The sequence below is a fragment of the Micromonospora sp. NPDC050784 genome, from assembly GCF_044456765.1.
Taxonomy (GTDB): domain Bacteria; phylum Actinomycetota; class Actinomycetes; order Mycobacteriales; family Micromonosporaceae; genus Micromonospora; species Micromonospora foliorum.
On sequence record NZ_JBITGG010000007.1, the window covers coordinates 16,458 to 38,574 of the forward strand.

Sequence of the window (22,117 nt, forward strand, 5' to 3'; positions counted from 1 at the left end):
TCGTCAGCCAGCCGGCCCTCGCCAACAGCTAGGGGAGTCCTTCGATGAAACAGGCGCAGATCGTCATCGACGCCGCTGGCGGGGCCGGCGGCGGCGCCGGACGTCTCAAGACCGAACTCGACGCCTTCCTGGCCGACGGCACCGCCCCGGTCCGGGTCATCGGCCGGGACCGCCACCTCACGCCGTCGTGGCTGGTGCGGCGCGAGGTCGCCGCCGGCGGCGCCCCCGTAGTCGCCTCGCTGAACAATGTCTCGTTCGGCTGGCGGGGCGCCGAGCGGCGGGTCCTGGTGCACAATGCCCTGCACTTCCTGGCGCCCGCCGAGCGATGGCTGTTGAGGCTGCAGCCCCGGTCGCTGCGGGCGCAAATTCCCGTGGTCCGGCGCATGCTGCATCGAGCCGACGTGATCGCCGTTCCGTGCTCGGCCATGGCGCAACGGGTCGCCGATCTGGTGCCGGCGGTACGCGACCGACTGCTGGTGCTGGCGAACCCGGTCAGCCCGGTCGGCCCCCGCGTGCCCACGGACGTGGTGTCGATCCTCGTCCCGGTCGTGCCATCGCCGTTCAAGAACGTGGTGGCGGAACTCCGTGTGCTGCTCGCCGCGCTGGACCGGCGTCAGCACCCGGCCCGGGTGCGGATGACCGCGCACCCGCACGACCTCCCGGACGACCTGGCCCGCCACCCCCGACTGGACCTGCTGGGGCAGTTGCCGCACCAGGAACTCTCCGAACAGTGGCGCCGGACGACGGCTGTCTTCTTCCCGTGTCTGGTGGAGTCATTCGGCTACCCGCTCGCCGAGGCACGCGTCTACGGCCTGCCGGTGCTGGCGGCGGACACCGAGCAGTCCCGAGAGGTCGCGGGCACTGCCTTGACTCCGTACCGACTGTCGGACGTGGAAAGCCTCGCGGAGGCTCTCGACCAGATCGACCGGACGGTGGTCCCGGAACCGGATGCGTTCGAGCGGGGCGCGTATTTCACCCGGCTGCTGGGACTCGACCGGCAGCGTCCGGGTCGCCAGGCCGGCGGGTCGTCGGCGGCCACCGCACGGGCGGTCCGCCCGTGACGAGGGGCCGGACCGCAGCGCAAGGGGACGCAGTGGTCGACAGCGCGGGCGACGGTCCCGGACGTCGGGGTGACGACGGCCGGTGCCGGGTGGTACGGGTCCTCGGTGAGCTGAACTTCGGCGGAACGGAGATGCGGACCGCCGAGTTGCTGCCCCGTCTCGCAGCCGCCGGGACGGAAGTCCACTTCGTGACGCTCAGCGACCGGATCGGGCCCGGGCCCCTGGCCGGGACGGCCGTCCGACACGGCGGATCAGTCCTCCCGATCCCGCTCGATGTCCGGTTCCCGCTGCGCTTCCTCCGGCTGCTGCGGCGGCTGCGTCCGGACGTGGTGCACGTGGACTGCGCGAACTTCTCCGGCGTGTTCCTCTGCCTCGCCCTGCTCGGCCGCGTACCGACCCGCGTCGCTCACTTCCGGGGCGACGACAACCAGCACCGGAACCTGCGTCGGCGGATACAGCGGTGGATCTGGAGACAGCTGCTGCGGGCATCGGCCACGGACATTCTCGGCGTCTCGCCCAGCGCGCTCACCTTTGGCTATTCCCGTGCCTGGCGCGACGACCCGCGGTGTCAGGTCGTGCTCAACGGTCTGGACCTCGACCGGCTCCGCAGGCCGACCGGTCACCATCTCCGGGCCCTGACCGGGGCCGGCCCCGACGACCTGCTCTGTCTGAGCGTGGGACGGGCATCGCCGGAAAAGCGGCGCTGGCTTCTGCCACCGATCGTCGCTGGTCTGCGCGACCAGGGCGTCGACGCCCACGTCGTTCTCGTCGGCCCCTCGGACGAGAACGACGAAGCCCGCGTGCGGGCCGCCGCCACTGAGTACGGGGTCGCCGATCGGGTGCACCTGCTCGGTCCGCGCGACGACGTGGGTGGGCTGCTCCGCCAGGCCGATGTGGTCGTGCACCCGTCCTGCCTGGAAGGACTGCCGGGTGGCGTGCTGGAACCCGTGGCCCTGGGGATCGGCACGGTGGCCGCCGACCTGCCCGGTGTGCGCTTCATCGACGAGCACCTGCCCGGAGTCACCATCGTCGACACCGACGCGGCGCCGGCGGTGTGGGCGGCGGCGGTGACGAGCGCCGCCGGTTACACGATGACGACGGATCCCGACGCGGCCGGCAGACGCTTTCAGCTGAGCCCCTTCGCGATCGAGGCGGCGGTCATGACGCACCTGGCGATCTACCGGCGGCGGCTGCCTGACGGCCCACCGTCCGCACCTGTTGTCAAGAACAGAAGTCGGCTGCCCGCCGCTTCGGAACGGTGAGACAGATGAACGACCAGACGACGGTGCTCGGCACCGACCACGGGAGGCACGACGGCCCGGCGCGGCGGACGGGGCAGCCACGTCCACTCCTGATCGGCCACTACCGCTTCCCCTACGGTGACGCGACCTCCAACCGGCTGCTGCAACTCGCCCGGTGCGCGGCGCCGCACGGCACGTACACCCTGGTGGTGAACGACTGGCCGTCCGACGGGTCAGTGCCACCGCATCGTGACGAGGTGGCGGGCATCGAGCTGATAACGCTGCGTACCCAGGGAGGGAACCGCCTCACCCGGATGTCGGCCCGCCTCGCCCGTCCGCTGCGGGTGCTGCGGGCGATGCGCCGCCGAGGCGTGGTACGCGGTGACGTCTCGGTGGTGCTCCTGCCGATGGCCATGATGACCCTGGGCAACTGGGCGGTGCTACGGCTCGCGCTGCGCTGCCCGGTGGTGGTGGACGCGAGCGAGCGGCACGACCGCCGCCAGTTCCGGCGCGGCTGGCTGGCCCCGTACTTCGTTCGGCACCGCTGGTCCACGTTCCTGGCCAGCCGTCTCCTCCATCGGGCCATCGCGGTGTCGACCACCCTCGGCGGCTACTTCGAACGGCGGGGCTTGGACGTGCTGGTGGTGCCACCGCAGGTGGACTGCGAGGAGTTCGCGGAGCCGCGGCCGTCGTCGCTGACCGACGGGTTGCGGCTGCTGTACGCCGGCACCCCCGGCCGTAAGGACATGTTGGACGTCATTCTCCGCGGGATCAGCCGACTCGCACCGCAGGACCAGGCACGGGTGCACCTCACCATCGCCGGGGTCACCCGCCAGGACGCGGCCACCCTGTCCGACCTGGACGTCTCGGTGCTGGACTCGGTGTCGGCCGAGGTGACGTTCCTCGGCCGGGTGCCTCGGGACACGGTGCTCACCCTGCTGTCCGAGGCGCACTTCTCGCTGCTGGTGCGCCCCACCGGCGGATACGCCGCCCACGGGTTCCCGTCCAAGGTGCCCGAGAGCCTCTCCGCCGGATGTCCGGTGATGCTCAACCACACCAGCGACCTCGCCCTGTACGTGCGGGACGGGGTGGAGAGCCTCGTGCTCGACGGCAACGGTCCGGACGACGTCCAGCGCGGCATCGAGCGGGCGTTGCGCCTGCGGGACGAGGACTGGGCGGCGATGAGCCGGGCGGCCCGGAGGACGGCCCGCGGGTCCTTCGACCACCGGGCCTGGCGGGCCCGGGTGACGGCTTTCCTCGACCCCACCGGCGGGGCGAGCTGACGCGCGAGGGTTCCGAGCCGACCGACGGCCGCCCCGGTGGGGCGGCCGTTCGGCATTTCAGGTCGGGCTTTACCGCACGGGCACCCGTTCCCGCCGGGGCGCACCGTGCGCAACGGTCGGCTGCCGCTGGCCCGTCGAACCGTGCGAGTACGGCCCGGCGTCGGCACGTGCCGAGATGAAGACGCTCGCGGGAACCCCGGAGACGTGGCGTCCCGAGCGGAGACTCACCAGGACGCCCGCCACGGCGAGCCAGAACACGTACGGGTAGGGCTGGCCCATGCCGAACATCGTCGACTCGGTGACCTGGATCAGCAGGCCGGTGACGATGAGCCAGACCAGACCCGAGTTGAGTGCGCCGACGGGAGCCAGCGCCGCCCGTAGCGCGACGGCCAGGAGCAGCAGGAGCGGCGCGACGCCGATGACGCCCATCTCCAGCAGCCACTGCAGATAGCTGTTGTGCACCAGATTGACGTTGGCGTCGAGGAAGCCGTTCTGACGGGTCTGTTCGAACAGCTGGAAACCTGAGGCGTATCCGAAGCCCAGCGTCGGACGACCCTGCCACAGCTCGATGGCCGCCTGCCAGGTCTGGGTACGTCCGTTGGAGAAATCGCCATTGTCCGGGTCGGTGAACCGGGTGGCGAGAGCCTGCACCCAGGACGAGCCGACGAGGCTGGGGAGCATGCCGAACAGGTACGCCACCCCGAGACCTCCGACTGTCACCACCAGTAGGCGGGCCAGCGGCCCGACCCCGTGCCGCAGCACCACCCAGAGGCCGCCGACGAGGAGGGCGATCAACGCGGTACGGGACTCGGTGATCGGGAGGGCGATGACGGCCGGCACGACGCCGAGCAACTCTGTCCGCTTGCCCGACTGCCGGTAGAGCGCCCAGCCGAGCGGGATGGTCAGAGCACAGATGATGCTCAGCATGTTGGGGTTGGAGTACAGGCCCTGGAACCGGTCGTTGAAGGAGGCGGCGGACGCGCTGCCCGCGATGCCAAGGCCGAGACTGACGACGAGCGACATGCTGAGGACCACGTAGACCACGTGCAGGTCGGCGGCCACAGCCACCGGATCGGCCCAACGGCGCCACAGCACCACGTGGGTCAGCGCGGCCAGGAGCAACAACGCGATGGCCTGCTGGAGTGTGTGCAACGGGGTGACCGACCAGACGCTGCTCAGCGTGGCCAGCGCTGCGGTCGCCCAAAGTGCGGTGACGAAGAAAGCCGTCCAGTGGTCGGCCCGCCGAATTCCACGGCTGCGCCCCACCAACGCCCAGACGACGAGGCAGCCGACCGCCACGTACCGCGCGTAGAAGCTGAAGCTGACCAGCGACGGCATGTTCGACGTGGCGCAGATCAGCAGAACCGTCGCCACCGCCAGGATCCGCCCGAAGCCGTCGAGCCGCCGCGTGAGGTAGAGCGCGACCAGCAGGAGCGCCACCCCGCCGGCGATCATCGGTTCGTCCACGGCGAAGACGGTCGTGACCGCCGTGAGACATGCTGCCCCAACGACGAGGGCGACGAGGCCAAACCGTTCTACCACGTGATGTCCTTCGGCTCCTGCCGGCCTGGATCGGCGACGGCGCGTTGTTCTGGTCGACTCCGGGGACCGGCGGGGCGCAAACCCCACCGGTCCGCCGTGGTCGCGGAGATGTATCGGGAGATGGGTCAGCGCGCGGCCGACCTGGCGTACGGGCGGTCAGACCCGGGTGGCGTGTCGGCCCACCTGGGTCGCGGGCACATTCCACCTGGCCCGCGCGTCGTGCATCAGCCGGATCATGTCCGGCCAGGACGGCGGGCGGTATCCGGTGTCCTGTGCCAACGCATCGGCGCGCATCGACCGGTCGAGCACGAAGTCGACGTTCGGCACCAGCTCGCCCGGCCAGCCGTACACGTCGGCGACCAGCCGGAGGAGGTCGTACTTCGAAATCGGCTCCGCGGCGAGGTGGTACAGCCCGGTCAGGTCTTCGCTCGGCAGGATGACCTCGCGCAGCAGACGGGCGAACTCGACGGTCGTCACTCCGCTGTAGATGGCCCTGGTGTATCCGCCTACCCGGCCCGGTTGGGAGAGGAACCAGTCCAGCAGCGACCGGTTGGTGGTCAACTCGTGCCCGATGATCGACGTTCGCAGGGTGAGCGCGGGAGCCAGCGTGGTCTCGCCCAGCAGCTTGGACTGCCCGTAGAGGTCCGGTGGGTCCGGCAGGTCGCTCTCCCGGTAACCACCGCGACTGCCGGAAAAGACACAGTCGGTGCTGACGTGCACCAGCCGGCTGCCGAGCTGAGCGCAGGCGTTGGCCAGCAGGTGGGGGAAGAGAGCATTGAGCGTCACGGTCTGTACCGCGTCCTGGACGTCCGGGCGCTGTTTGATCACGCCGACGCAGTTGACGACCATGTCCGGTCGGATGTCGTCGAGGACCTGTCGCACCTGGTCGAACCGGCTGACGTCGAGCGCCGGGGTGATCCGGGCCAGCAGGTCGGGCGGGAAGAGGTGGGCGCGGCCCTCCATGCTCCGCGCGGCGCCGTACACGTCGAGTGCGGTGTCCTCACTCAACTCCCGCACGAGTGCGTGGCCCAGCATCCCGGTCGCGCCGAGGACGAGGACGCGTCGGGTCATCGTGACTCCTTGTCCCGGCGGCCGCTCCTGGCCCGCCGTGCCGCTTCGGAGAGCAGGTCGGCGAGGACCTGCACGTTTGTCGCTTGACTCATGTGGGTCAGGTAGTGGTGGCGGCCGGCGCGTCCCATCGCCCGTAGTCGCGCTCGGGGCGTCTGCCGGGCCTGTCGGAGGACCTCGGCCAGGCTCGCCGGGTCCTCGGGTTGGGCGTCGAAGCCGGCGCCGGCGTGGCGGACGACCCGAGCGGCGTCGCCGGGCGCGCAGGCGAGCACGGGTTGGCCGCAGGCCAGGATCGACTGGACCTTGCTGGGCAGGGTGATGCCGAACAGCGGATCGTTGGCCAGGGACACGAGGTGCAGGTCGGCGGCCGCCATTCGAGCCGCCAGGCGCTCCGGCGGGACCGGGTCGAGGAAGTGGACGTGGCCGGGTCGGCTCCGCGCGGCCCGCGCCATCAGCGCGTCCTTCTCCACCCCGTCGCCGACCAGAACCAGGTGGACGTCCGGCAGGTCGTGCAGCCGGGCCAGGGCGTCGATCACGGTGTCGAGTCGCTGCGCCGGGCCGTGGTTGCCCGCGTACATCAGCACGAAGTCGTCGTCGCGCAGGCCGAGCCGGGCGCGTAGGCCGGGCTCGGGCTCGGTCGGCTGCATGACCTTCTCGTCGGCCCAGTTGTAGACCACCGAGACCTTGTCGGCCGGGACGCCCCGGGCGATGATCGTGTCCCGCAGGCCGGGCGCGGGGACCGTGACGTGATCGGCCCAGCGGTACGTCCGGTCCGTGAACCAGCCGAGGCTCGCCTCCGCGAGCCGGCGGGCCACCCCGTCGGTGAGGAAACCGGTCGCGAAGATGGAGTCCGGCCAGAGATCCAGCACCATGGTCACGTACGGGGTACCCCAGCGCCGCCGCGCCGTCATGGCCGCGGCCGTGGCGGTCACCGGTGAGGAGTAGACGAGAGCGACGTCGGCGGTGCGCAGGACGGACGCGCCGAGCAGGGACGAGGATGCCGCCCAGCTCAGATAGTTGGCGGCCCGGCCGACTGCGGACCGGTCGTGGCTCGGGTGCAGCGGTGTACGGAGGATCCGGGACCCGTTGCGCAGTTCGGTGGTCCGCCGCCGGGCCGAGTATCCGTCGTACACGACGCCCTTCGGATAGTTGGGCACCCCGGTGAGCACGTCGACGTCGAAGCCCTGTCGGCGCAGCGAGTCGGTGATGCCCTCGGCGAAGGGCGCCGGCTCCGGGGGGAACCACTGACTGACCAGTGCGACCCGGTCGGGTCTTCCGCCGCTGCGGACCGGGGCGCTCACGCCGCGACAGCGTCGAGGTGCGCCCGCACCTCCGGCAGGCTCAGCAGCAGCGACTCGATCTCCGGAACGACGAGACGCCTGGTGTTGTGCGAGTTGAAGTCCTGGGTGCCCCGGTCGACGCTGCCCTCGTCGAAGTAGAGGGCGTAGTTGAGGTCCCGGCTGTCCACCGGCACCCGGAGGAACTCGCCGAAGTCCTCGGCGCGGGACAGGTCCTCGCGGCTGGCGAGGGTCTCGTAGAGCTTCTCGCCATGCCGGATCCCGAGGACGTTCATCTTGACGGGCACCCCGAACAGGTTGCACAGCGCCGTGGCCAGGTCGCCGATCGTGCAGGCGTCGGCCTTGCGGATGAAGATGTCCCCGGGCTGGCCGTGCCGGAAGGCGTGCTCCACCAGATCCACCGACTCGTCGAGCGACATCAGGAAGCGGGTCATCGTCGGCTCGGTCACCGTCAGCGGCGTCCCCTTGCGGATCTGGTCGATGAACAGCGGGATCACCGACCCCCGCGAGTACATGACGTTGCCGTAGCGCACACAGCAGACGCGGGTCCGGGCGGCCGGGTTGTTGCGCGCGTGGGCCTGCGCCACCTTCTCCATGAGCGCCTTGGTCATGCCCATCGCGTTGACCGGATAGACCGCCTTGTCGGTGCTCAGCAACACCAGCGCTTCGACACCGTTGCGCTCGCAGGCGTCCACGACGTTGGCGCTGCCCAACACGTTGGTCCGCAGCGCCTCCAGGGGAAAGAACTCACAGGAGGGAACCTGCTTGAGAGCCGCGGCGTGGAAGACGAATTCGGTGTCCCGGCTGGCCTTGGCCACGGAGTCGTAGTCGCGCACGTCGCCGACGTAGTAGCGGACCCGGTCGTCGCGGATGCGGTGCCGCATCGCGTCCTGCTTCGACTCGTCGCGGCTGAGGACCCGCACCTCGGAGGCCCCGGCGTCGAGCAGGCGACGGACCATGGTCTGCCCGAAGGAGCCGGTCCCGCCGGTGATCAGGAAACGTCGGTCCGAAAGCGAGGAAATCACTTCTCCTCCAGCCCTCTCCGCCATTTCGGGGGAGCTCGCAGTTTTCATAGATTCGGACCATACCGTCCTAAGCAGACCGAGAACCGGGGAAACCAGATAACCGCCGACAAAGTTGATAGGCGACTAATTTTCATTAAAAATGCCGCTACCGCCGGCTATCTCGACTCGTTTGTCCAACGAGCGAACTGCCGACCCGAGACGGAGTTCGGCGCAGTCATCGGCGAAGGGTGGACACGTGACACGGGTAATGACCGTGGTAGGGACCCGACCAGAGATCATCCGGCTTTCCCGGATCATGACGGCGCTCGACGAGACGGTGGAGCACGTGCTGGTCCACACCGGGCAGAACTGGGACGCGACCCTCTCCGACGTCTTCTTCAAGGAGTTGGGGCTGCGGGAGCCGGACCGGTCGCTGCGAGTGGACACGTCTTCGTTGGGACGGGTTCTGGGCGGCGTGCTGACCGGCATGGAGACGGCCATCACCGAGCTGAGGCCGGACGCGCTCCTGGTCCTCGGCGACACGAACAGCAGCATCGCCGCCCTGATGGCACGGCGGATGCGCGTGCCCGTTTATCACATGGAGGCCGGCAACCGTTGCTTCGACCTCAACGTCCCGGAGGAGACCAACCGGCGTCTGGTCGACCACATCGCCGACTTCAACCTGGTCTACAGCGAGCACGCCCGGCGCAACCTGCTCGCCGAAGGGCTCCATCCGCGCCGGATCCTGCACACCGGTTCACCCATGCGTGAGGTGCTGAACCACTACGCCGCCGACATCGCGAGTTCGGAGATCCTGCGCCAGCTCGGCCTCGAACCCGGCGGCTACTTCGTGGTCAGCGCACACCGCGAGGAGAACGTCGACCAGCCGGCCCGGCTGGGTCGGTTGCTCGACTGCCTCCGTGCCGTTCGACAGACCTGGGGGCTGCCGGTACTCGTGTCCACCCACCCCCGCACCCGAAAGCGGCTCGAGGCCCTGACCGACGCCGATCTCACCATCGACGGCATCACCTTCCACGAGCCGTTCGGTCTCTTCGACTACGTACGTCTGCAGAGTCAGGCGCGGTGCACCCTCTCCGACAGCGGCACCATCAGCGAGGAGGCGGCGATTCTCGGCTTCCCGGCGGTCACCCTGCGCGACTCGATGGAACGTCCGGAGGCGCTGGACGCCGGCGGGATCATCATGACCGGCCTCGACCCGGACGGCGTCGTCGAGGCCGTCCAGGTCACCGTGGCCCAGGTCGCCGCACGCGGGGTGCCCTGCCCGGCCGACTACCAGGTGCCGGACACCTCCCGGCGGGTGGTCGACTTCATCCTCTCCACGGTCCGCCGGCACCACGACTGGGCGGGCATCCGCCGCTGAACGAGGCAGCAGACAGGGCCGGCGACCGCACACCCGCGGTCGCCGGCCCTGTTGTCGGAAGCCTGCCGGCCGGGTCGGTCAGCGCGACTGCAGTGGTACGCCCAGCGGACCGTCCACCACCGGATCGGTCGGCTGGTTGCAGAGCAGCGCGAGGTGCTCGACGACCTTCGCCGCGTCCTCGTACGGGTCCAGCCCGCTGACCTCCATCGGATCGAGCGCCGGCACGGTCACGTGGGACACCAGGGGGTGCAGGGGTCGCGTGTCGACCTCGCCGGTCCCGAGCAGGTCCTCGTGCAGCTTCTCGCCCGGCCGCAGGCCGGTGTAGACGATGGGCACGTCACTGGACGCCTGGTCGGCCATCTGGCGTGCCAGGTCGACGATCCGGACCGGGTCGCCCATGTCGAGCACCAGCGCCTCCCCGTCCCGACCGATTTCGGCGGCCTGGAGCACGAGGTGGACTGCCTCTTGAAGGGTCATCAGGTAGCGGGTGACGTCCGGGTGGGTGACGGTCAGCGGTTTGCCGGTCTCGATCTGCCGTTGGAAGGCCGTCACCACCGAGCCGCGGCTGCTCAGCACGTTGCCGAACCGGACGCTGAGGAACGTGCCCGGGAACCGGGACGCGGCGTGCGCGGTCAACCGCTCGGTGATCCGCTTCGAGTAGCCGAGGACACTGATCGGGTTGGCGGCTTTGTCAGTGGAGATGTTCACGAACTTCGCCACGTCCTGACAGGCGTCCAGCACCGACAGGGTGCCCCAGACGTTGGTCTTGATCGCCTCGCCCGGGTGCCGCTGGAGCAGCGTCAGGTGCTTGAGCGCCGCCGCATGGAAGATGATCTCCGGACGGCGCTGCCGGATGATGCGCCGAATCCCCTCGTCGTCGCGCAGGTCCGCGAGGATCAGCTCCGGCCCGTCCAGCATGGCCCGCCCAGCGAGCGACATCTGAAGGCTGTGCAGGGCCGACTCGTCCCGGTCGAGCATCATCAGCTCGCCCGGATTGGCCTTCATCACCTGCCGGCACAGCTCGGAGCCGATCGACCCGCCAGCGCCGGTGACCAGGATCCGCCGGCCGGTCAGGCTGTTGGTGCTCAGCGGCAGGTCCCCGACCACCTGCCGGCGGCCGAGCAGATCGCTGACCTGTACGTCCCGGACGTCGGTGACGGTGATCCGGTGGTCGACCAGATCCCGTACCGGAGGGAGCACCTTGAAGACCGCGCCGGCCTCGAGGGTTGCCTCGCGGATCTGCCGGATGAGCGCGGCGTCCGCGTTGGCCACCGAGAAGATCACGGTGGTGGCGCCGGTACGCCGGACCGAGGCGGCGACGTCACCCCGTCCGCCCAGCACGCGTACCCCGCCGATGCGCAGGTCGCGCTTGTCCGGGTCGTCGTCGAGCGCGCCGACCGGTAGGTACCGGCCGCGCGGGTCACTGAGCATCGCGCGCAGCAGGCCCTGGCCGGCGTCACCCATCCCGAACAGCAGCACCGGCGTCGACGACCGAACATCGGGCCGCATGGCGAGGTCGCGCCGGTGCCGGTACGCGAACCGGGCACCGAGCATGAACAGCAGAGCGAGCGCGCCACCGACCAGAGGGGTACTCGCCGGAACCGCCCGCTCGCCGGACGGCAGCAGGGCGAGCAGCACGATGCCCGCCGTCGTGATGGTGGTCCCGGCGACGCCCTGGACCTCTTGCAGGCTGCCCAGCGGATGTCGTCCGGAGTAGAGCCGGCGTAACGCCGCCACCGCCACGTGTACGACCGCCGCCACGACACCGACCGCGGCTGCCCGGCCCAGCTGACCCGGGGGAAGCTGGAACTCGAACCGGGTCCACGCTGCCGCGACGAATCCACCGACCCAGGCGGTGGTGTCGGTGACGAGGAACCCGGCGGTGCGCTGGCGGGCCCTGGCCCGCCGCGCCTGCCGGTCCGCGGCCTGCGTGTTCTCGGTGTCCTGCGGCATGTGCTGGCTCCCTGTCCCGTCGCACGCTCCCTCGCCCGCACGGCAAAAGGAGCCTCTAGGCTCTTTGTTCTTGTTACATGCCAAAGCGGCGCTGTTGGGCGTTTCGAGTGCTGTGAGCTGAATATGATGTTTGTTTTGGTGCCCTCAGCGGGCCGGAACGCCCTTGACCGTCACCTGATCGGGTACGTCACGAACGACGCAGGCACCTGCCCCGACCGTGCTGTCCCGGCCGATCCGCAGGCCCTGCAGCACCGCGGCGGTGGTCCCGATCAGCACGCCCTCGGCCAGGTGGCAGTCACCGGACACCGCGGCGAGCGGGTTGACCGAGACGTAGTCCGCGAGACGGCTGTCATGGCCGACGGTGGCGTTCTGGTTGAGATGGACGTGCCGACCGAGGGTGACGTTCGTGGTGACCCGGGCGCCCGCGAAGGCGACGAACCCCGGCCCGTACTCGGTGTCCGGGCCGATGGTGGAGTCCGGGTGGACGAGACTCGCGGCCGCGATGCCGTACCCGTCGATCCGCTGGCCGATGGTGCGGCGGATCCGGGGATCGCCGATGCCGATGACGTGGCGGGTGCCCTGGGGCGCGTCACGCAGCCAGGCCACGTCCCCGAGGTACGGCACGTCGAGGCGCTGCAAGCGCTTCAGGTTCTCCTCGGTTGGTCGGTCGTCGACGACGCCGAGCAGCTGCCAGACCGCCCGGCCGGCGGCCTCGTTCACCGCCCGGGCGATGGTGAGCACCTCCCGGCCGTGACCGCCGCAGCCGACCACCACCAGTCCCGTCGTCACGCCGTGGACCCTCCCGTCCGGACGGCCAGGAACTCGTCGATCGCGGCGAGCACCCGCGCGATCTGCGACTCGGTCAGGGCGCTCCCGCTGGGCAGGGCGAGCCCGTCGGCGAAGAGCCGCTCCGCCGCACCGGTGAGCAGGGTCTTCGCGCCGACATGCATGGGCTGCAGGTGCATCGGTTTCCAGACGGGCCGGGTCTCGATGTCCCGCTCGGCCAGGTGGGCCGCCAGGTCGTCGGCCTGCCAGCCACACCGCTCCCGCTCGACGGTGATGACGGTGAGCCAGCAGTTCGACTCGGTGTCCTCGGCGCCGAGCAGCTCGACGCCCGGCACCGGGGCGAAGAGCTTCGCGTAGTGGTCGCGCAGTTGACGGCGTCGCGTGATCATCCCGTCCAGCCGGAGCAACTGGGCCCGGCCGAGCGCCGCGAGGAGGTTGCTGAGCCGGTAGTTGTAGCCCGTCTCCAGGTGCTCGTAGTGCCGCGCCGGCTCGCGGGCCTGGGTGGAGAGGTGGCGGGCCCGATCGAGAAGCGCGATGTCGTCGCTCACCAGCATTCCGCCACCGGAGGTGGTCATGATCTTGTTGCCGTTGAACGAGAGCACGCCGACGTGCCCGAAGGAGCCGGCGGGTCGCCCCCGGTGACTGGCCCCGAGGGCCTCCGCGGCGTCCTCCACCAGGGGGACCTCGGCCTCGGCGCAGACCGGGACCAGCGATCGGTAGTCGGCGCAGCTCCCGAACATGTCCACCGGGACGACCGCCCCGACCCGCTCGCCGCGTGATCGCAGCCGGCGCAGCAGGTCCGCGACAAGGTCGACGTCGACGTTTCCGGTCCCGGGCTCGCAGTCGACGAAGACTGGACGCGCGCCGATGTAGTGGACCGCGTTCGCGGTGGCGACGAAGGTGAGCGTGGGCACGATGACCACGTCGCCGGGCCCGACGCCGACGCCGAGCAGAGCCAGATGCAGGGCGGCGGTGCCGGAGCTGACCGCCACGGCTCCGCCGGTGCCGACCCGCTCGGCGACGTCGAGTTCGAAGGCCCGCAGGTCCGGACCGGCCGGTGCCACCCAGCCCGAACGCAGGGCCGCGACCAGGTACGACTCCTCAAGCGGCCCGACGTCGGGCGGGGACAGGTGGATCGTCTGGTTCATCGGCCGGCTCCCAGGGGAATCGTCATGCCGGTGTCCGGTCCCTCTGCGGAGGCGCCGGACGTCGGGGCGGCGTACCGAGGAACTCCGGCGCGGTCGCGGACCCGGCCGCGTTGATCCCCTCGCGGCGTAGCACGGTCCGGACGGTCGCGGCGAGAATCGACAGGTCGACCCGGAGGTTGTGGCTGTCCACGTACCGCACGTCGAAGTCCAGCTTCTCTTCCCAGCTCAGGCTGTTGCGACCCCGTACCTGGGCCAACCCGGTGACACCGGGCCGGACCTCGTGCCGCCGGGCCTGGCGGGGGGAGTAGCGGCCGAGGTATTCGGGCAGCAGCGGGCGCGGGCCGACCAGGCTCATGTCACCGCGCAGCACGTTCCAGAGCGTGGGCAGTTCGTCCAGGCTGGTGGCGCGCAGCCAACGCCCGAGCGGGGTGAGTCGGTCCTGGTCTCCGAGCAGGCCGAGGCCCAGGTTGGGTGGCCGCATGGTGCGGAACTTGACCAGCTCGAAGGGTTGTCCGTGCAGACCGGCGCGGCACTGTCGGAACAGCACCGGGCGACCGAGTCCCGCCGCGACCAGGGCCGCCACCACGAGCAGCACCGGCGTGGCCAGGAGGAGGAGGAATGCCGCCACGGCGACGTCGATGATGCGCTTGCCCCGCTTCGGGCTGGTTCGGGGCAGTGACAGATCGGCGTCCACGAAACCATCAGGCACCGGCACGTTGTGACCTCCCACGTGATTTACGCAAAACGTACTCATTTGTCATATCAGGTACACACGACGCGGTGGTGCCGAATAGCGACACTGGGTCCGCATTCCCCCGATCAACCCCGAAACCCCGCGGTCGGACACGGCCAGATCCGCTGCCTTGTACAGCGCCTACGGGTGATGGGTCGAGCGGTAGAGCCGCGACGACCGGTCGGGCGAGGGAAGAACTGGCCGGTCGGGCGAGGGGGGTTGACGTGGTGCACCTGGGGGTGATCGCCCCGGTCGACGGGGTCGTCGACCTGCTCTCCGCGGAGGCGGGGGTGACCGTGCTGCCGGCTGCCCGCTCAGCGACGTCATCTGGCGGCCGGACGCGCTGTCCTGGGTGGTCGGCCTACTCGCCGGTGTGGCCGCTGGCTACGGAGCGTGCGGTGACGCGGGCGGCTCGGCTCTCCAACTGGTGATCAACCTGTGCGCGATCGTGCTGGCCGGGCCGCTCACCCTCGTGGTGCAGCAGGCCTGGTGGTGGGGCCTGGCTCGCCGGTCCCGTCGCCAAGCAACCGGGTGAGCAGCGTCCGCAGCGGAATCGACTCACCGTCGCGGCCACCCGCCCCGACGACCAACGGCGCCGGGCTGGGCTCCGGGTCGACGCCGAACAGCCGGGCTCGCAGACCGCCCGGCACGGTCAACAGGTGGAACCGGCCGGTCACGTCCACCGCCCGGGTCTCGGCCCGGTCTACGTACCAGCCGGTCAGCCTGGTCCGGTAGCGGCCGCGCCCGTCGTAACCCCGGGCAACCAGCCGGGTGGTGCGCAGGCCTCGCCGGGTCGCCTCGGCCACGAACCAGGCCACCAGCTCCGCCGCCTCCGCGTGCTCGGCGGCCCGCCGCCGCGCGTCCGCGTCGGCGTGTGCCCGCACCGCCTGCTGCCGCTGATCCCGCCACGCCCGGCCGTCCAGCTCACTCACGACGACGACGGTACGCGACGGGGCTCAGTCGAGTACGGCCCGCAGGGTGCGCCGGGCGATCGCGGCCATCACCGGATTGGTCTCGACGTAGTACGGCAGCGCGTTGATCGCCTGGTCCAGCGCCCATCCGCGCCCGCGCACCCACGTCGCATCGTCCACGCCGAGCGCCCGCCGGTACGTCTCCCGCGACCCGGCGTCGAACAGGTTCCACGCCGGCATCAGGTCCACCGCCGGGTCGCCCACACCCACACTGCCCAGGTCGATGACCGCGGTTAGTCGGCCGTCGCGAACCAGCAGGTTGCCCGGCATCAGGTCGGCGTGGATCCACACGTCGGCGGGGTCGTCGCGGCGGGCGTCCCGGCACCGCTCCCACACCTCGGCGAGCGCGACGGTGTCGGTGAGCGCGCCGCTGACCGCGAGTGAAGCCCGTACGCCGGCGTCCTCGTCGGCCAGCCGCCCGCCGCGCCCGCTCCCGGACCACACCCGCCCGCCGGTGTCGATGCCGCGCAGGGCCGCCACCACGCCGGCCAGGTCACCGGCGAAGACGTCGAGGTCGCCGATCCGGTCGGGCTGGGCCGTCTCGCCCGGAATGAACTGGTACGCCGTCCACGGCCCGGGGTACCCGTCGCCCGGCTCGCCGAGGCCGAGCGGTTCGGGCACCGCGACCGGCAGGTGCGCGCCGAGCAGCACGGCGTACTCCTGCTCACGCCGCAGCTCGGCGCGCAGCTCGGGGCCGGTCGAGGGGAGCAGCGGAAACCGCAGCACGACGTCGGGGCCGAGCCGGAACAGGGCGTTCACCGTGCCGGTCGAGGGGAGCGGCCGGACCTGCAGGCCCCGCCACCGCGGAAACTGCTCGGCCACCAGCGCGGAGACCACGTCCACGCCTACGTCCACCTGATCGGCGTGCATCCTCACCGCGAGATCATCACCCCGAACCTCGCAGCCACGCGAGCAAATTTCCCCGCCGGCCGCGCCGCCCGCCGCCCGTGGTTGCCCGGCCAGGTCTGGGCCAGGGGGTGGGCACCCGCGCCGACCTTGCAGGTTCGGTGGTCGGGATAGGCGGATTGCCGGCTTATGTCGGGACAGAAATTGCAAGATCGACGGAGAAGGGCGGCTCGGCTTCGTCGATCATGGAGTTGTGGTGCCTGGTTTGGTGTTATTCAGGCGATTTGTCGCCCACCACAACTCCATGATCGACGGGACGGACGGGACGGGACGGGACGGGGCGGGACGGGGTTGACGTGCTGAACGGGGTCAGGCCAGTCCGGCGCGGCGCAGGGCCTCCGCCATCGCGTCGTTGGCCGGCGCCGGTGCGCCCTGCCGCTGCCCGCCACGGCCGCCCTGCTGCCCGCCGCCACGGCCGCCCTGCCCACCGCGGCCATCCTGCGCGCTGCCGCGTCCGCCCTGTCCGCCGCTACGACCGCCCTGTCCGCCACGGCCGTCGGGCTGTCCGCTGCCGCGACCACCCTGCTGGCCACCGGACGCGCCCTGCCCGCCGCGACCACCCTGCGGCGCGCGCTGCGCCGGACCGCCACGCCCCTCCTGGCTCGTCCGACCGCCACCGCCGCCGGTCGGGGGCTCGTCGTCCAGGCGCAGGGTCAGCGAGATCCGCTTGCGGGGTACGTCCACGTCGAGCACCCGGACCTTGACCACGTCGCCGGACTTCACCACCTCGCGAGGGTCCTTCACGAAGGTCCGGGACATCGCCGAGACGTGCACCAGACCGTCCTGGTGCACGCCGACGTCGACGAACGCGCCGAACGCGGCCACGTTGGTGACCACGCCCTCCAGCACCATCCCCGGCGTCAGGTCGCTGATCTTCTCCACCCCCTCGACGAAGGTGGCGGTGCGGAACTCCGGACGGGGATCCCGGCCCGGCTTCTCCAGCTCGGCGAGGATGTCGGTGACGGTGGGCAGGCCGAACCGGTCGTCGACGAAGTCGGTGGCCCGCAGCCCCCGCAGGATGCCGCTCTTGCCGATCACCGAGCGCAGGTCCTGCCCGGTGGTGGAGAGGATCCGGCGCACCACCGGGTACGCCTCGGGGTGCACGCTGGAGGAGTCCAGCGGGTCGTCGCCGTCCGGGATGCGCAGGAAGCCGGCGCACTGCTCGAACGCCTTCGGCCCGAGCCGGGCCACCTTCTTCAGCTCGGTACGCGAGCGGAACGGCCCGTTGGCGTCCCGGTGCAGCACGATGTTCTCCGCCAGGCCGGCGCCGATCCCGGAGACCCGGGTCAGCAGCGGCGCGGAGGCGGTATTGACGTCCACCCCGACCGCGTTGACGCAGTCCTCCACGACCGCGTCCAGCGACCGGGACAACTTCACCTCGGACAGGTCGTGCTGGTACTGACCGACCCCGATCGAGCGCGGGTCGATCTTGACCAGCTCCGCGAGGGGGTCCTGGAGGCGGCGGGCGATGGAGACCGCGCCGCGCAGCGACACGTCCATCCCGGGCAGCTCCTGCGAGGCGTACGCGGAGGCGGAGTAGACCGACGCGCCGGCCTCGGAGACCATCACCTTGGTCAGGTTGAGCTGCGGGTGCCGGGCGATCAGGTCGGCGGCGAGCTTGTCGGTCTCGCGGGAGGCGGTGCCGTTGCCGATCGCGATCAGCTCCACCCCGTGCGCCCCGGCCAGCCGCGCCAGGGTCTCCACCGACGCGTCCCACTGCCGGCGCGGCTCGTGCGGGTAGATCGTGTCGGTGGCGACCACCTTGCCGGTGGCGTCCACCACGGCCACCTTCACGCCGGTCCGCAGGCCCGGGTCCAGGCCCATGGTGGGCCGGGTGCCGGCCGGCGCGGCGAGCAGCAGGTCCCGCAGGTTGGTGGCGAAGACCCGGACGGCCTCCTCCTCGGCTGCCTGCCACAGCCGCATCCGCAGGTCCGCGCCGAGGTGGATGAGGATCCGGGTACGCCACGCCCAGCGGACCGTGTCGGCCAGCCAGCGGTCGGCCGGGCGGCCCGCGTCGGACACCCCGAACCGGCCGGCGATGGCCGCCTCGTACCGGGTCGGGCCGGTCGGTACGGCGTCCGCCTCGCCCGCCTCCTCCGACTCCATCGTCAGGTCGAGCACGCCCTCCTTCTCGCCCCGGAACATCGCCAGGATCCGGTGCGAGGGAAGCTTCGGGTAGGGCTCGGAGAAGTCGAAGTAGTCGGCGAACTTGGCGCCGGCCGCCTCCTGACCCTCGCGTACCCGGGAAACCAGCCGGCCCCGCGACCACATCTGCTCGCGCAGCGTGCCGATCAGGTCGGCGTCCTCCGCGAAGGTCTCGATGAGGATCGCCCGCGCGCCCTCCAGCGCGGCGGCGGCGTCGGCGACGCCCTTCTCCTCATCGACGAACCCGGCGGCGGTGGCCCGCGGGTCCTGACTCGGGTCGGCCAGCAGCGTCTCGGCCAACGGCGCCAACCCGGCCTCGCGGGCGATCTGCGCCCGGGTCCGCCGCTTCGGCTTGTACGGGAGGTAGATGTCCTCCAGCCGGGACTTCGAGTCGGCGGCCATGATCTGCGCTTCCAGGGCCTCGTCCAACTTGCCCTGGCCGCGGATCGACTCCAGCACCGCGGCCCGCCGCTCGTCCAGCTCGCGCAGGTAGCGCAGCCGCTCCTCCAGGGTGCGTAGCTGGGTGTCGTCGAGCAGGCCGGTGGCCTCCTTGCGGTAGCGGGCGATGAACGGCACGGTGGAGCCGCCGTCGAGCAGCTCCACGGCCGCCCGCACCTGGCGCTCGGCCACGCCGAGCTCGTCGGCGATCCGCTGATGAACAGACTGGGTCACGATCTCGATCCGCCTTCGGGAGTGGGTACGCCTGCATTCTGCCGGGCGGGCCGGGGCGCTGTCGCCGCGCCCGGCCGGGGCGGGGGACGCAACCGCTTGGCCCGGCCGGGGTGAGCGACGGCGGTCCCGTCGGGCCTGCGCTAGCGTGGCGATCATGGAATCTGCTGCGGAGCCGCGTGCCCGGCGGCTGTTCGGCGGCAGCGCCCGGGCCCTCGGTGACCTCACGGCCAACCCGTTCCGCGCCGACCGGGACCGGATCGTCGGCTCGCCGTTCTTCGCCCGCCTCGGCGGTGTCACCCAGGTGATCAGCCCGGTCGGCTCCGGGCTGCTGGTGCACAACCGGCTCACCCACAGCCTCAAGGTCGCCCAGGTGGCCCGGGCGGTCGCCGAGCGGTTGGGCGGCGACGAGCGGTGGCGTGACCTGCTGGACAAGCTCGGCGGCTGCGACCCCGACGTGGTGGAGGCGGCGGCGCTCGCCCACGACCTCGGCCACCCACCGTTCGGGCACCTGGGGGAGCGGGTGCTGGACCGGCTGGCCCGCCAGCGCCTCGGCCTCTCCGACGGCTTCGAGGGCAACGCGCAGTCGTACCGGATCGTCACCAGCACCGAGATCCGCGGCGCGGCCACCACCGGGTTGGACCTGACCGCGGCGGTCCGCGCGGCGATGTTGAAGTACCCGTGGACCCGCCTGGACCACCCCGACCCGCACCCCCGCACGATGGATCCCCCGCCGCGCGGCGCCACCCCGCCGCCGGACGACCCGGACAGCGGCTCGTCGAAGTTCGGCGCGTACCGGACCGAGCTGGACGACCTGCGGCAGGCCCGGGAGCCGTTCGCCGGTCGCATCCCGGACTGGCAGCAGACCGTGGAGGCGTCCGTGATGGACACCGCCGACGACATCGCGTACGCCATCCACGACGTGGAGGACTTCTACCGCGTCGGTGTGCTCCAGCAGGGTTCGGTCTCCGCGGAGTTGATGGCCTGGCAGCGCGAGAGCGGGCACTTCCGGGCGATCACCGACGCGGCGCTGGCCACGGCGGCCCGGCGCCCCGGGGCGGCGATCGAGCGGCTACGCCGGCAACTGCACCGCAAGGACGCCTGGATCGCCGACGACGACGCGTTCGCCGCCGCCGTCGAGCACGTCCGCGAGGAGTTGGTGGACGGGCTGCTCGCGATGCCGTTCGACGGCTCGATCGAGGCCGAGCAGTACGTGGCGCGGTTCTCCGCCCGCTGGTCCACCCGATTCGTGGAGGCGATCACGGTCACCGACCAGCCGTCGGTGCGCTCCGGGCACGTGCTGCTGGGCTGCGCGCAGTGGCACGAGGTGCAGGTGCTCAAGTTCGTCCACCACCGGTTCGTGCTGGCCCGCCCGGATCTCGCCCTGCACCAGCGCGGCCAGGCCCGGCTGCTGGGCACCCTGGTCGAGGCGCTCTGGGAGTGGCTGCTCGACCCGGAGGAGGAGTCCCGGCTGCCCCGCCGGCTGCACGACCTGGTCGAGTTGGCCGAGGCGGAGCTGCACCCGCGTACCCCGGACCGGATCGGTCGTGCCCGGGGGCGAGCCATCGTGGACTTCGTCGCGCAGCTCACCGACGGTCAGGCGGTGGCCATGCTGGACGCCCTCTCCGGCCGGTCCGGCGCGCTCTGGACCGACGCGTTCGTGCTCTGACCCGGCCGGGCTCAGCTCCGGCCGGGCTCAGCTCTGGCCTGACTAAGCTCTGGCCTGACTCAGGCGACCGACTGCCACCAGCCGTCGACGGCGGGCGGCTCGTCGACCACCACCCGCTCGCCGGGGCGGGGCACGGCGAGCCGCACGTCGCGGGCCTTCGCCTCGGCCCACAGCCGGTCGACCGGCTCGGACCAGTCGTGCAGGGCCAGGTTGAACGTCGCCCAGTGCACCGGTACGAACAGCCCGCCGCGCAGGTCGAGGTGGGCGGTGACCGCCTCCTCCGGGAACATGTGGATCGACGGCCAGGCCCGGTCGTACGCGCCGATCTGCATCAGCGTCACGTCGAACGGCCCGTGCTCGGCGCCGATCTCCGCGTACCCGTCGAAGTAACCGGAGTCGCCGGTGTAGAAGACCTTGCGGCGCGCCCCGGCCACCACCCACGAGCTCCAGAGCGTGCCGTCGCGGCGCAGCCCGCGACCGGAGAAGTGTTGGGCGGCGGTGGCGGTGATCTCCAGGCCGGCGACCTGGTGCGACTCGGACCAGTCCAGCTCGATGATCCGCTCGGCGGGTACGCCCCAGCGGTCCAGGTGCGCGCCCACGCCCAGCGGCACCAGGAACGGCGCGGACTGCCCGGCGAGCAGCGCCCGCACGGTGGCCATGTCGAGGTGGTCGTAGTGGTCGTGCGAGATCAGGATGGCGTCCAGCGGGGGCAGCTCGTCGATGCCCACCGGTGGTTCGTGCAGCCGGCGCGGGCCGACCAGCCCCGAGGGCGAGCACCGGTCGCTCCAGACCGGGTCGAGCAGCACCCGCCGCCCCTCGATCTCGACAAGCGTCGAGGCGTGGCCGTACCAGACGATGTTGAGCTCGTCGGCGGCCTCCGGGCCGCCGGCGCTGGGGCGCAGCAGCGGCACCGGCGCGGTCGGACGCCGCTTCTGCTTGCCGAAGATCAGCTCGCGGAGCAGGTTGCGCCCCGGCTCGGCGACCATCGTGCGGGTGCCCGTCCGGTTGTGGAAGGTGCCCTCGCGGAACTGCGGCGAGCGGGCCGCCCGTTCCGCCCGCGCCCCGCTGAGCCGGCCCCCCAGCGCCGCCGGCACATCCCGGGCGACCCAGGCCAGGCCGGCCAGCGCGGCCAGGCCGGCCGCGCCCCGCATCCGTCGCCCGAGCGACCGTTCGACGTCCGTGTTCTGCGCTCGTGCCATTGCCGTCCCTCCGACGTGTCCGCCCTACACGGTAGTCACCCGGACCGACCCGTGCCTCGG

The 22,117-nt window shown here is 71.5% G+C and carries 18 protein-coding genes; 6 read left to right on the forward strand and 12 right to left on the reverse strand.

The genetic code is table 11. The annotated features are described in order from the left end of the window. Positions 1 to 44 precede the first annotated feature (44 nt). The 3 genes from ACIBD9_RS11500 to ACIBD9_RS11510 are packed head-to-tail and all read left to right on the forward strand — an operon-like array spanning position 45 to position 3,585. Positions 45 to 1,061, forward strand: coding sequence for a glycosyltransferase (locus tag ACIBD9_RS11500; protein ID WP_396716737.1), 1,017 nt, complete (start codon positions 45 to 47; stop codon positions 1,059 to 1,061). A 32-nt stretch (positions 1,062 to 1,093) separates the two neighbouring features. Beyond that, complete coding sequence (locus tag ACIBD9_RS11505; protein ID WP_396716739.1) at positions 1,094 to 2,323, forward strand: glycosyltransferase family 4 protein; 1,230 nt, start codon at positions 1,094 to 1,096, stop codon at positions 2,321 to 2,323. Between the two features lie 5 nt (positions 2,324 to 2,328). Further along, on the forward strand, positions 2,329 to 3,585 hold the full coding sequence (locus tag ACIBD9_RS11510; protein WP_396716741.1) for a glycosyltransferase: 1,257 nt from the start codon (positions 2,329 to 2,331) through the stop codon (positions 3,583 to 3,585). 69 nt (positions 3,586 to 3,654) lie between these two features. Here ACIBD9_RS11510 and ACIBD9_RS11515 read toward each other — a convergent pair whose 3' ends face one another. From ACIBD9_RS11515 to ACIBD9_RS11530, 4 genes are all read right to left on the reverse strand, one after another. Next, positions 3,655 to 5,052: an O-antigen ligase family protein gene (locus ACIBD9_RS11515; protein WP_396716742.1), complete on the reverse strand. Its 1,398-nt coding sequence runs from the start codon at positions 5,050 to 5,052 to the stop codon at positions 3,655 to 3,657. Positions 5,053 to 5,283: 231 nt separating this feature from the next. After that, complete coding sequence (locus tag ACIBD9_RS11520) at positions 5,284 to 6,198, reverse strand: dTDP-4-dehydrorhamnose reductase family protein (protein ID WP_396716744.1); 915 nt, start codon at positions 6,196 to 6,198, stop codon at positions 5,284 to 5,286. Then, a complete protein-coding gene (locus tag ACIBD9_RS11525) occupies positions 6,195 to 7,496 on the reverse strand; it encodes a glycosyltransferase family 4 protein (protein ID WP_396716746.1) in 1,302 nt (433 codons plus the stop codon). The genes ACIBD9_RS11520 and ACIBD9_RS11525 overlap by 4 nt, the downstream gene beginning before the upstream one ends. Then, positions 7,493 to 8,518 (reverse strand): polysaccharide biosynthesis protein, encoded by a 1,026-nt coding sequence (locus tag ACIBD9_RS11530; RefSeq protein ID WP_396716748.1) that lies wholly within the window; start codon positions 8,516 to 8,518, stop codon positions 7,493 to 7,495. The genes ACIBD9_RS11525 and ACIBD9_RS11530 overlap by 4 nt, the downstream gene beginning before the upstream one ends. Positions 8,519 to 8,753: 235 nt before the next feature. Here ACIBD9_RS11530 and wecB point away from each other — a divergent pair, with 235 nt between their 5' ends. After that, on the forward strand, positions 8,754 to 9,878 hold the full coding sequence (wecB, locus tag ACIBD9_RS11535) for a non-hydrolyzing UDP-N-acetylglucosamine 2-epimerase (protein ID WP_396716750.1): 1,125 nt from the start codon (positions 8,754 to 8,756) through the stop codon (positions 9,876 to 9,878). Between the two features lie 78 nt (positions 9,879 to 9,956). Here the strand turns inward: wecB and ACIBD9_RS11540 are convergent, their stop codons facing one another. The 4 genes from ACIBD9_RS11540 to ACIBD9_RS11555 all read right to left on the reverse strand — a co-directional run bounded on the left by ACIBD9_RS11540 (position 9,957) and on the right by ACIBD9_RS11555 (position 14,480). Next, the gene (locus ACIBD9_RS11540) at positions 9,957 to 11,831 is read right to left on the reverse strand and encodes a polysaccharide biosynthesis protein (protein WP_396716752.1); all 1,875 of its coding nucleotides are present in this window, start codon (positions 11,829 to 11,831) and stop codon (positions 9,957 to 9,959) included. Between the two features lie 144 nt (positions 11,832 to 11,975). Continuing rightward, positions 11,976 to 12,620: an acetyltransferase gene (locus ACIBD9_RS11545; RefSeq protein WP_396716754.1), complete on the reverse strand. Its 645-nt coding sequence runs from the start codon at positions 12,618 to 12,620 to the stop codon at positions 11,976 to 11,978. Beyond that, the gene (locus tag ACIBD9_RS11550) at positions 12,617 to 13,765 is read right to left on the reverse strand and encodes a DegT/DnrJ/EryC1/StrS family aminotransferase (RefSeq protein ID WP_396716756.1); all 1,149 of its coding nucleotides are present in this window, start codon (positions 13,763 to 13,765) and stop codon (positions 12,617 to 12,619) included. The genes ACIBD9_RS11545 and ACIBD9_RS11550 overlap by 4 nt, the downstream gene beginning before the upstream one ends. A gap of 22 nt (positions 13,766 to 13,787) precedes the next feature. Then, entirely contained in the window at positions 13,788 to 14,480 is a 693-nt protein-coding gene (locus tag ACIBD9_RS11555) for a sugar transferase (protein WP_396716758.1), read from the reverse strand. Between the two features lie 242 nt (positions 14,481 to 14,722). On the opposite strand from ACIBD9_RS11555, the gene ACIBD9_RS11560 reads away from it, so the two are divergent. Further along, a complete protein-coding gene (locus ACIBD9_RS11560; protein ID WP_396716760.1) occupies positions 14,723 to 14,929 on the forward strand; it encodes a hypothetical protein in 207 nt (68 codons plus the stop codon). A 33-nt stretch (positions 14,930 to 14,962) separates the two neighbouring features. Here the strand turns inward: ACIBD9_RS11560 and ACIBD9_RS11565 are convergent, their stop codons facing one another. From ACIBD9_RS11565 to ACIBD9_RS11575, 3 genes are all read right to left on the reverse strand, one after another. Then, positions 14,963 to 15,430, reverse strand: a complete 468-nt coding sequence (locus ACIBD9_RS11565) for a hypothetical protein (RefSeq protein ID WP_396716762.1) — start codon at positions 15,428 to 15,430, stop codon at positions 14,963 to 14,965. Between the two features lie 24 nt (positions 15,431 to 15,454). After that, on the reverse strand, positions 15,455 to 16,339 hold the full coding sequence (locus tag ACIBD9_RS11570; protein ID WP_396717167.1) for an aminoglycoside phosphotransferase family protein: 885 nt from the start codon (positions 16,337 to 16,339) through the stop codon (positions 15,455 to 15,457). A gap of 345 nt (positions 16,340 to 16,684) precedes the next feature. Beyond that, positions 16,685 to 19,192, reverse strand: a complete 2,508-nt coding sequence (locus ACIBD9_RS11575; protein WP_396716764.1) for a Tex family protein — start codon at positions 19,190 to 19,192, stop codon at positions 16,685 to 16,687. A gap of 154 nt (positions 19,193 to 19,346) precedes the next feature. Between ACIBD9_RS11575 and ACIBD9_RS11580 the strand changes: the two genes are divergently transcribed. Next, the gene (locus tag ACIBD9_RS11580; RefSeq protein ID WP_396716766.1) at positions 19,347 to 20,858 is read left to right on the forward strand and encodes a deoxyguanosinetriphosphate triphosphohydrolase family protein; all 1,512 of its coding nucleotides are present in this window, start codon (positions 19,347 to 19,349) and stop codon (positions 20,856 to 20,858) included. 59 nt (positions 20,859 to 20,917) lie between these two features. Here ACIBD9_RS11580 and ACIBD9_RS11585 read toward each other — a convergent pair whose 3' ends face one another. Next, on the reverse strand, positions 20,918 to 22,057 hold the full coding sequence (locus tag ACIBD9_RS11585) for an MBL fold metallo-hydrolase (protein ID WP_396716768.1): 1,140 nt from the start codon (positions 22,055 to 22,057) through the stop codon (positions 20,918 to 20,920). Between the last annotated feature and the right edge of the window lie 60 nt (positions 22,058 to 22,117).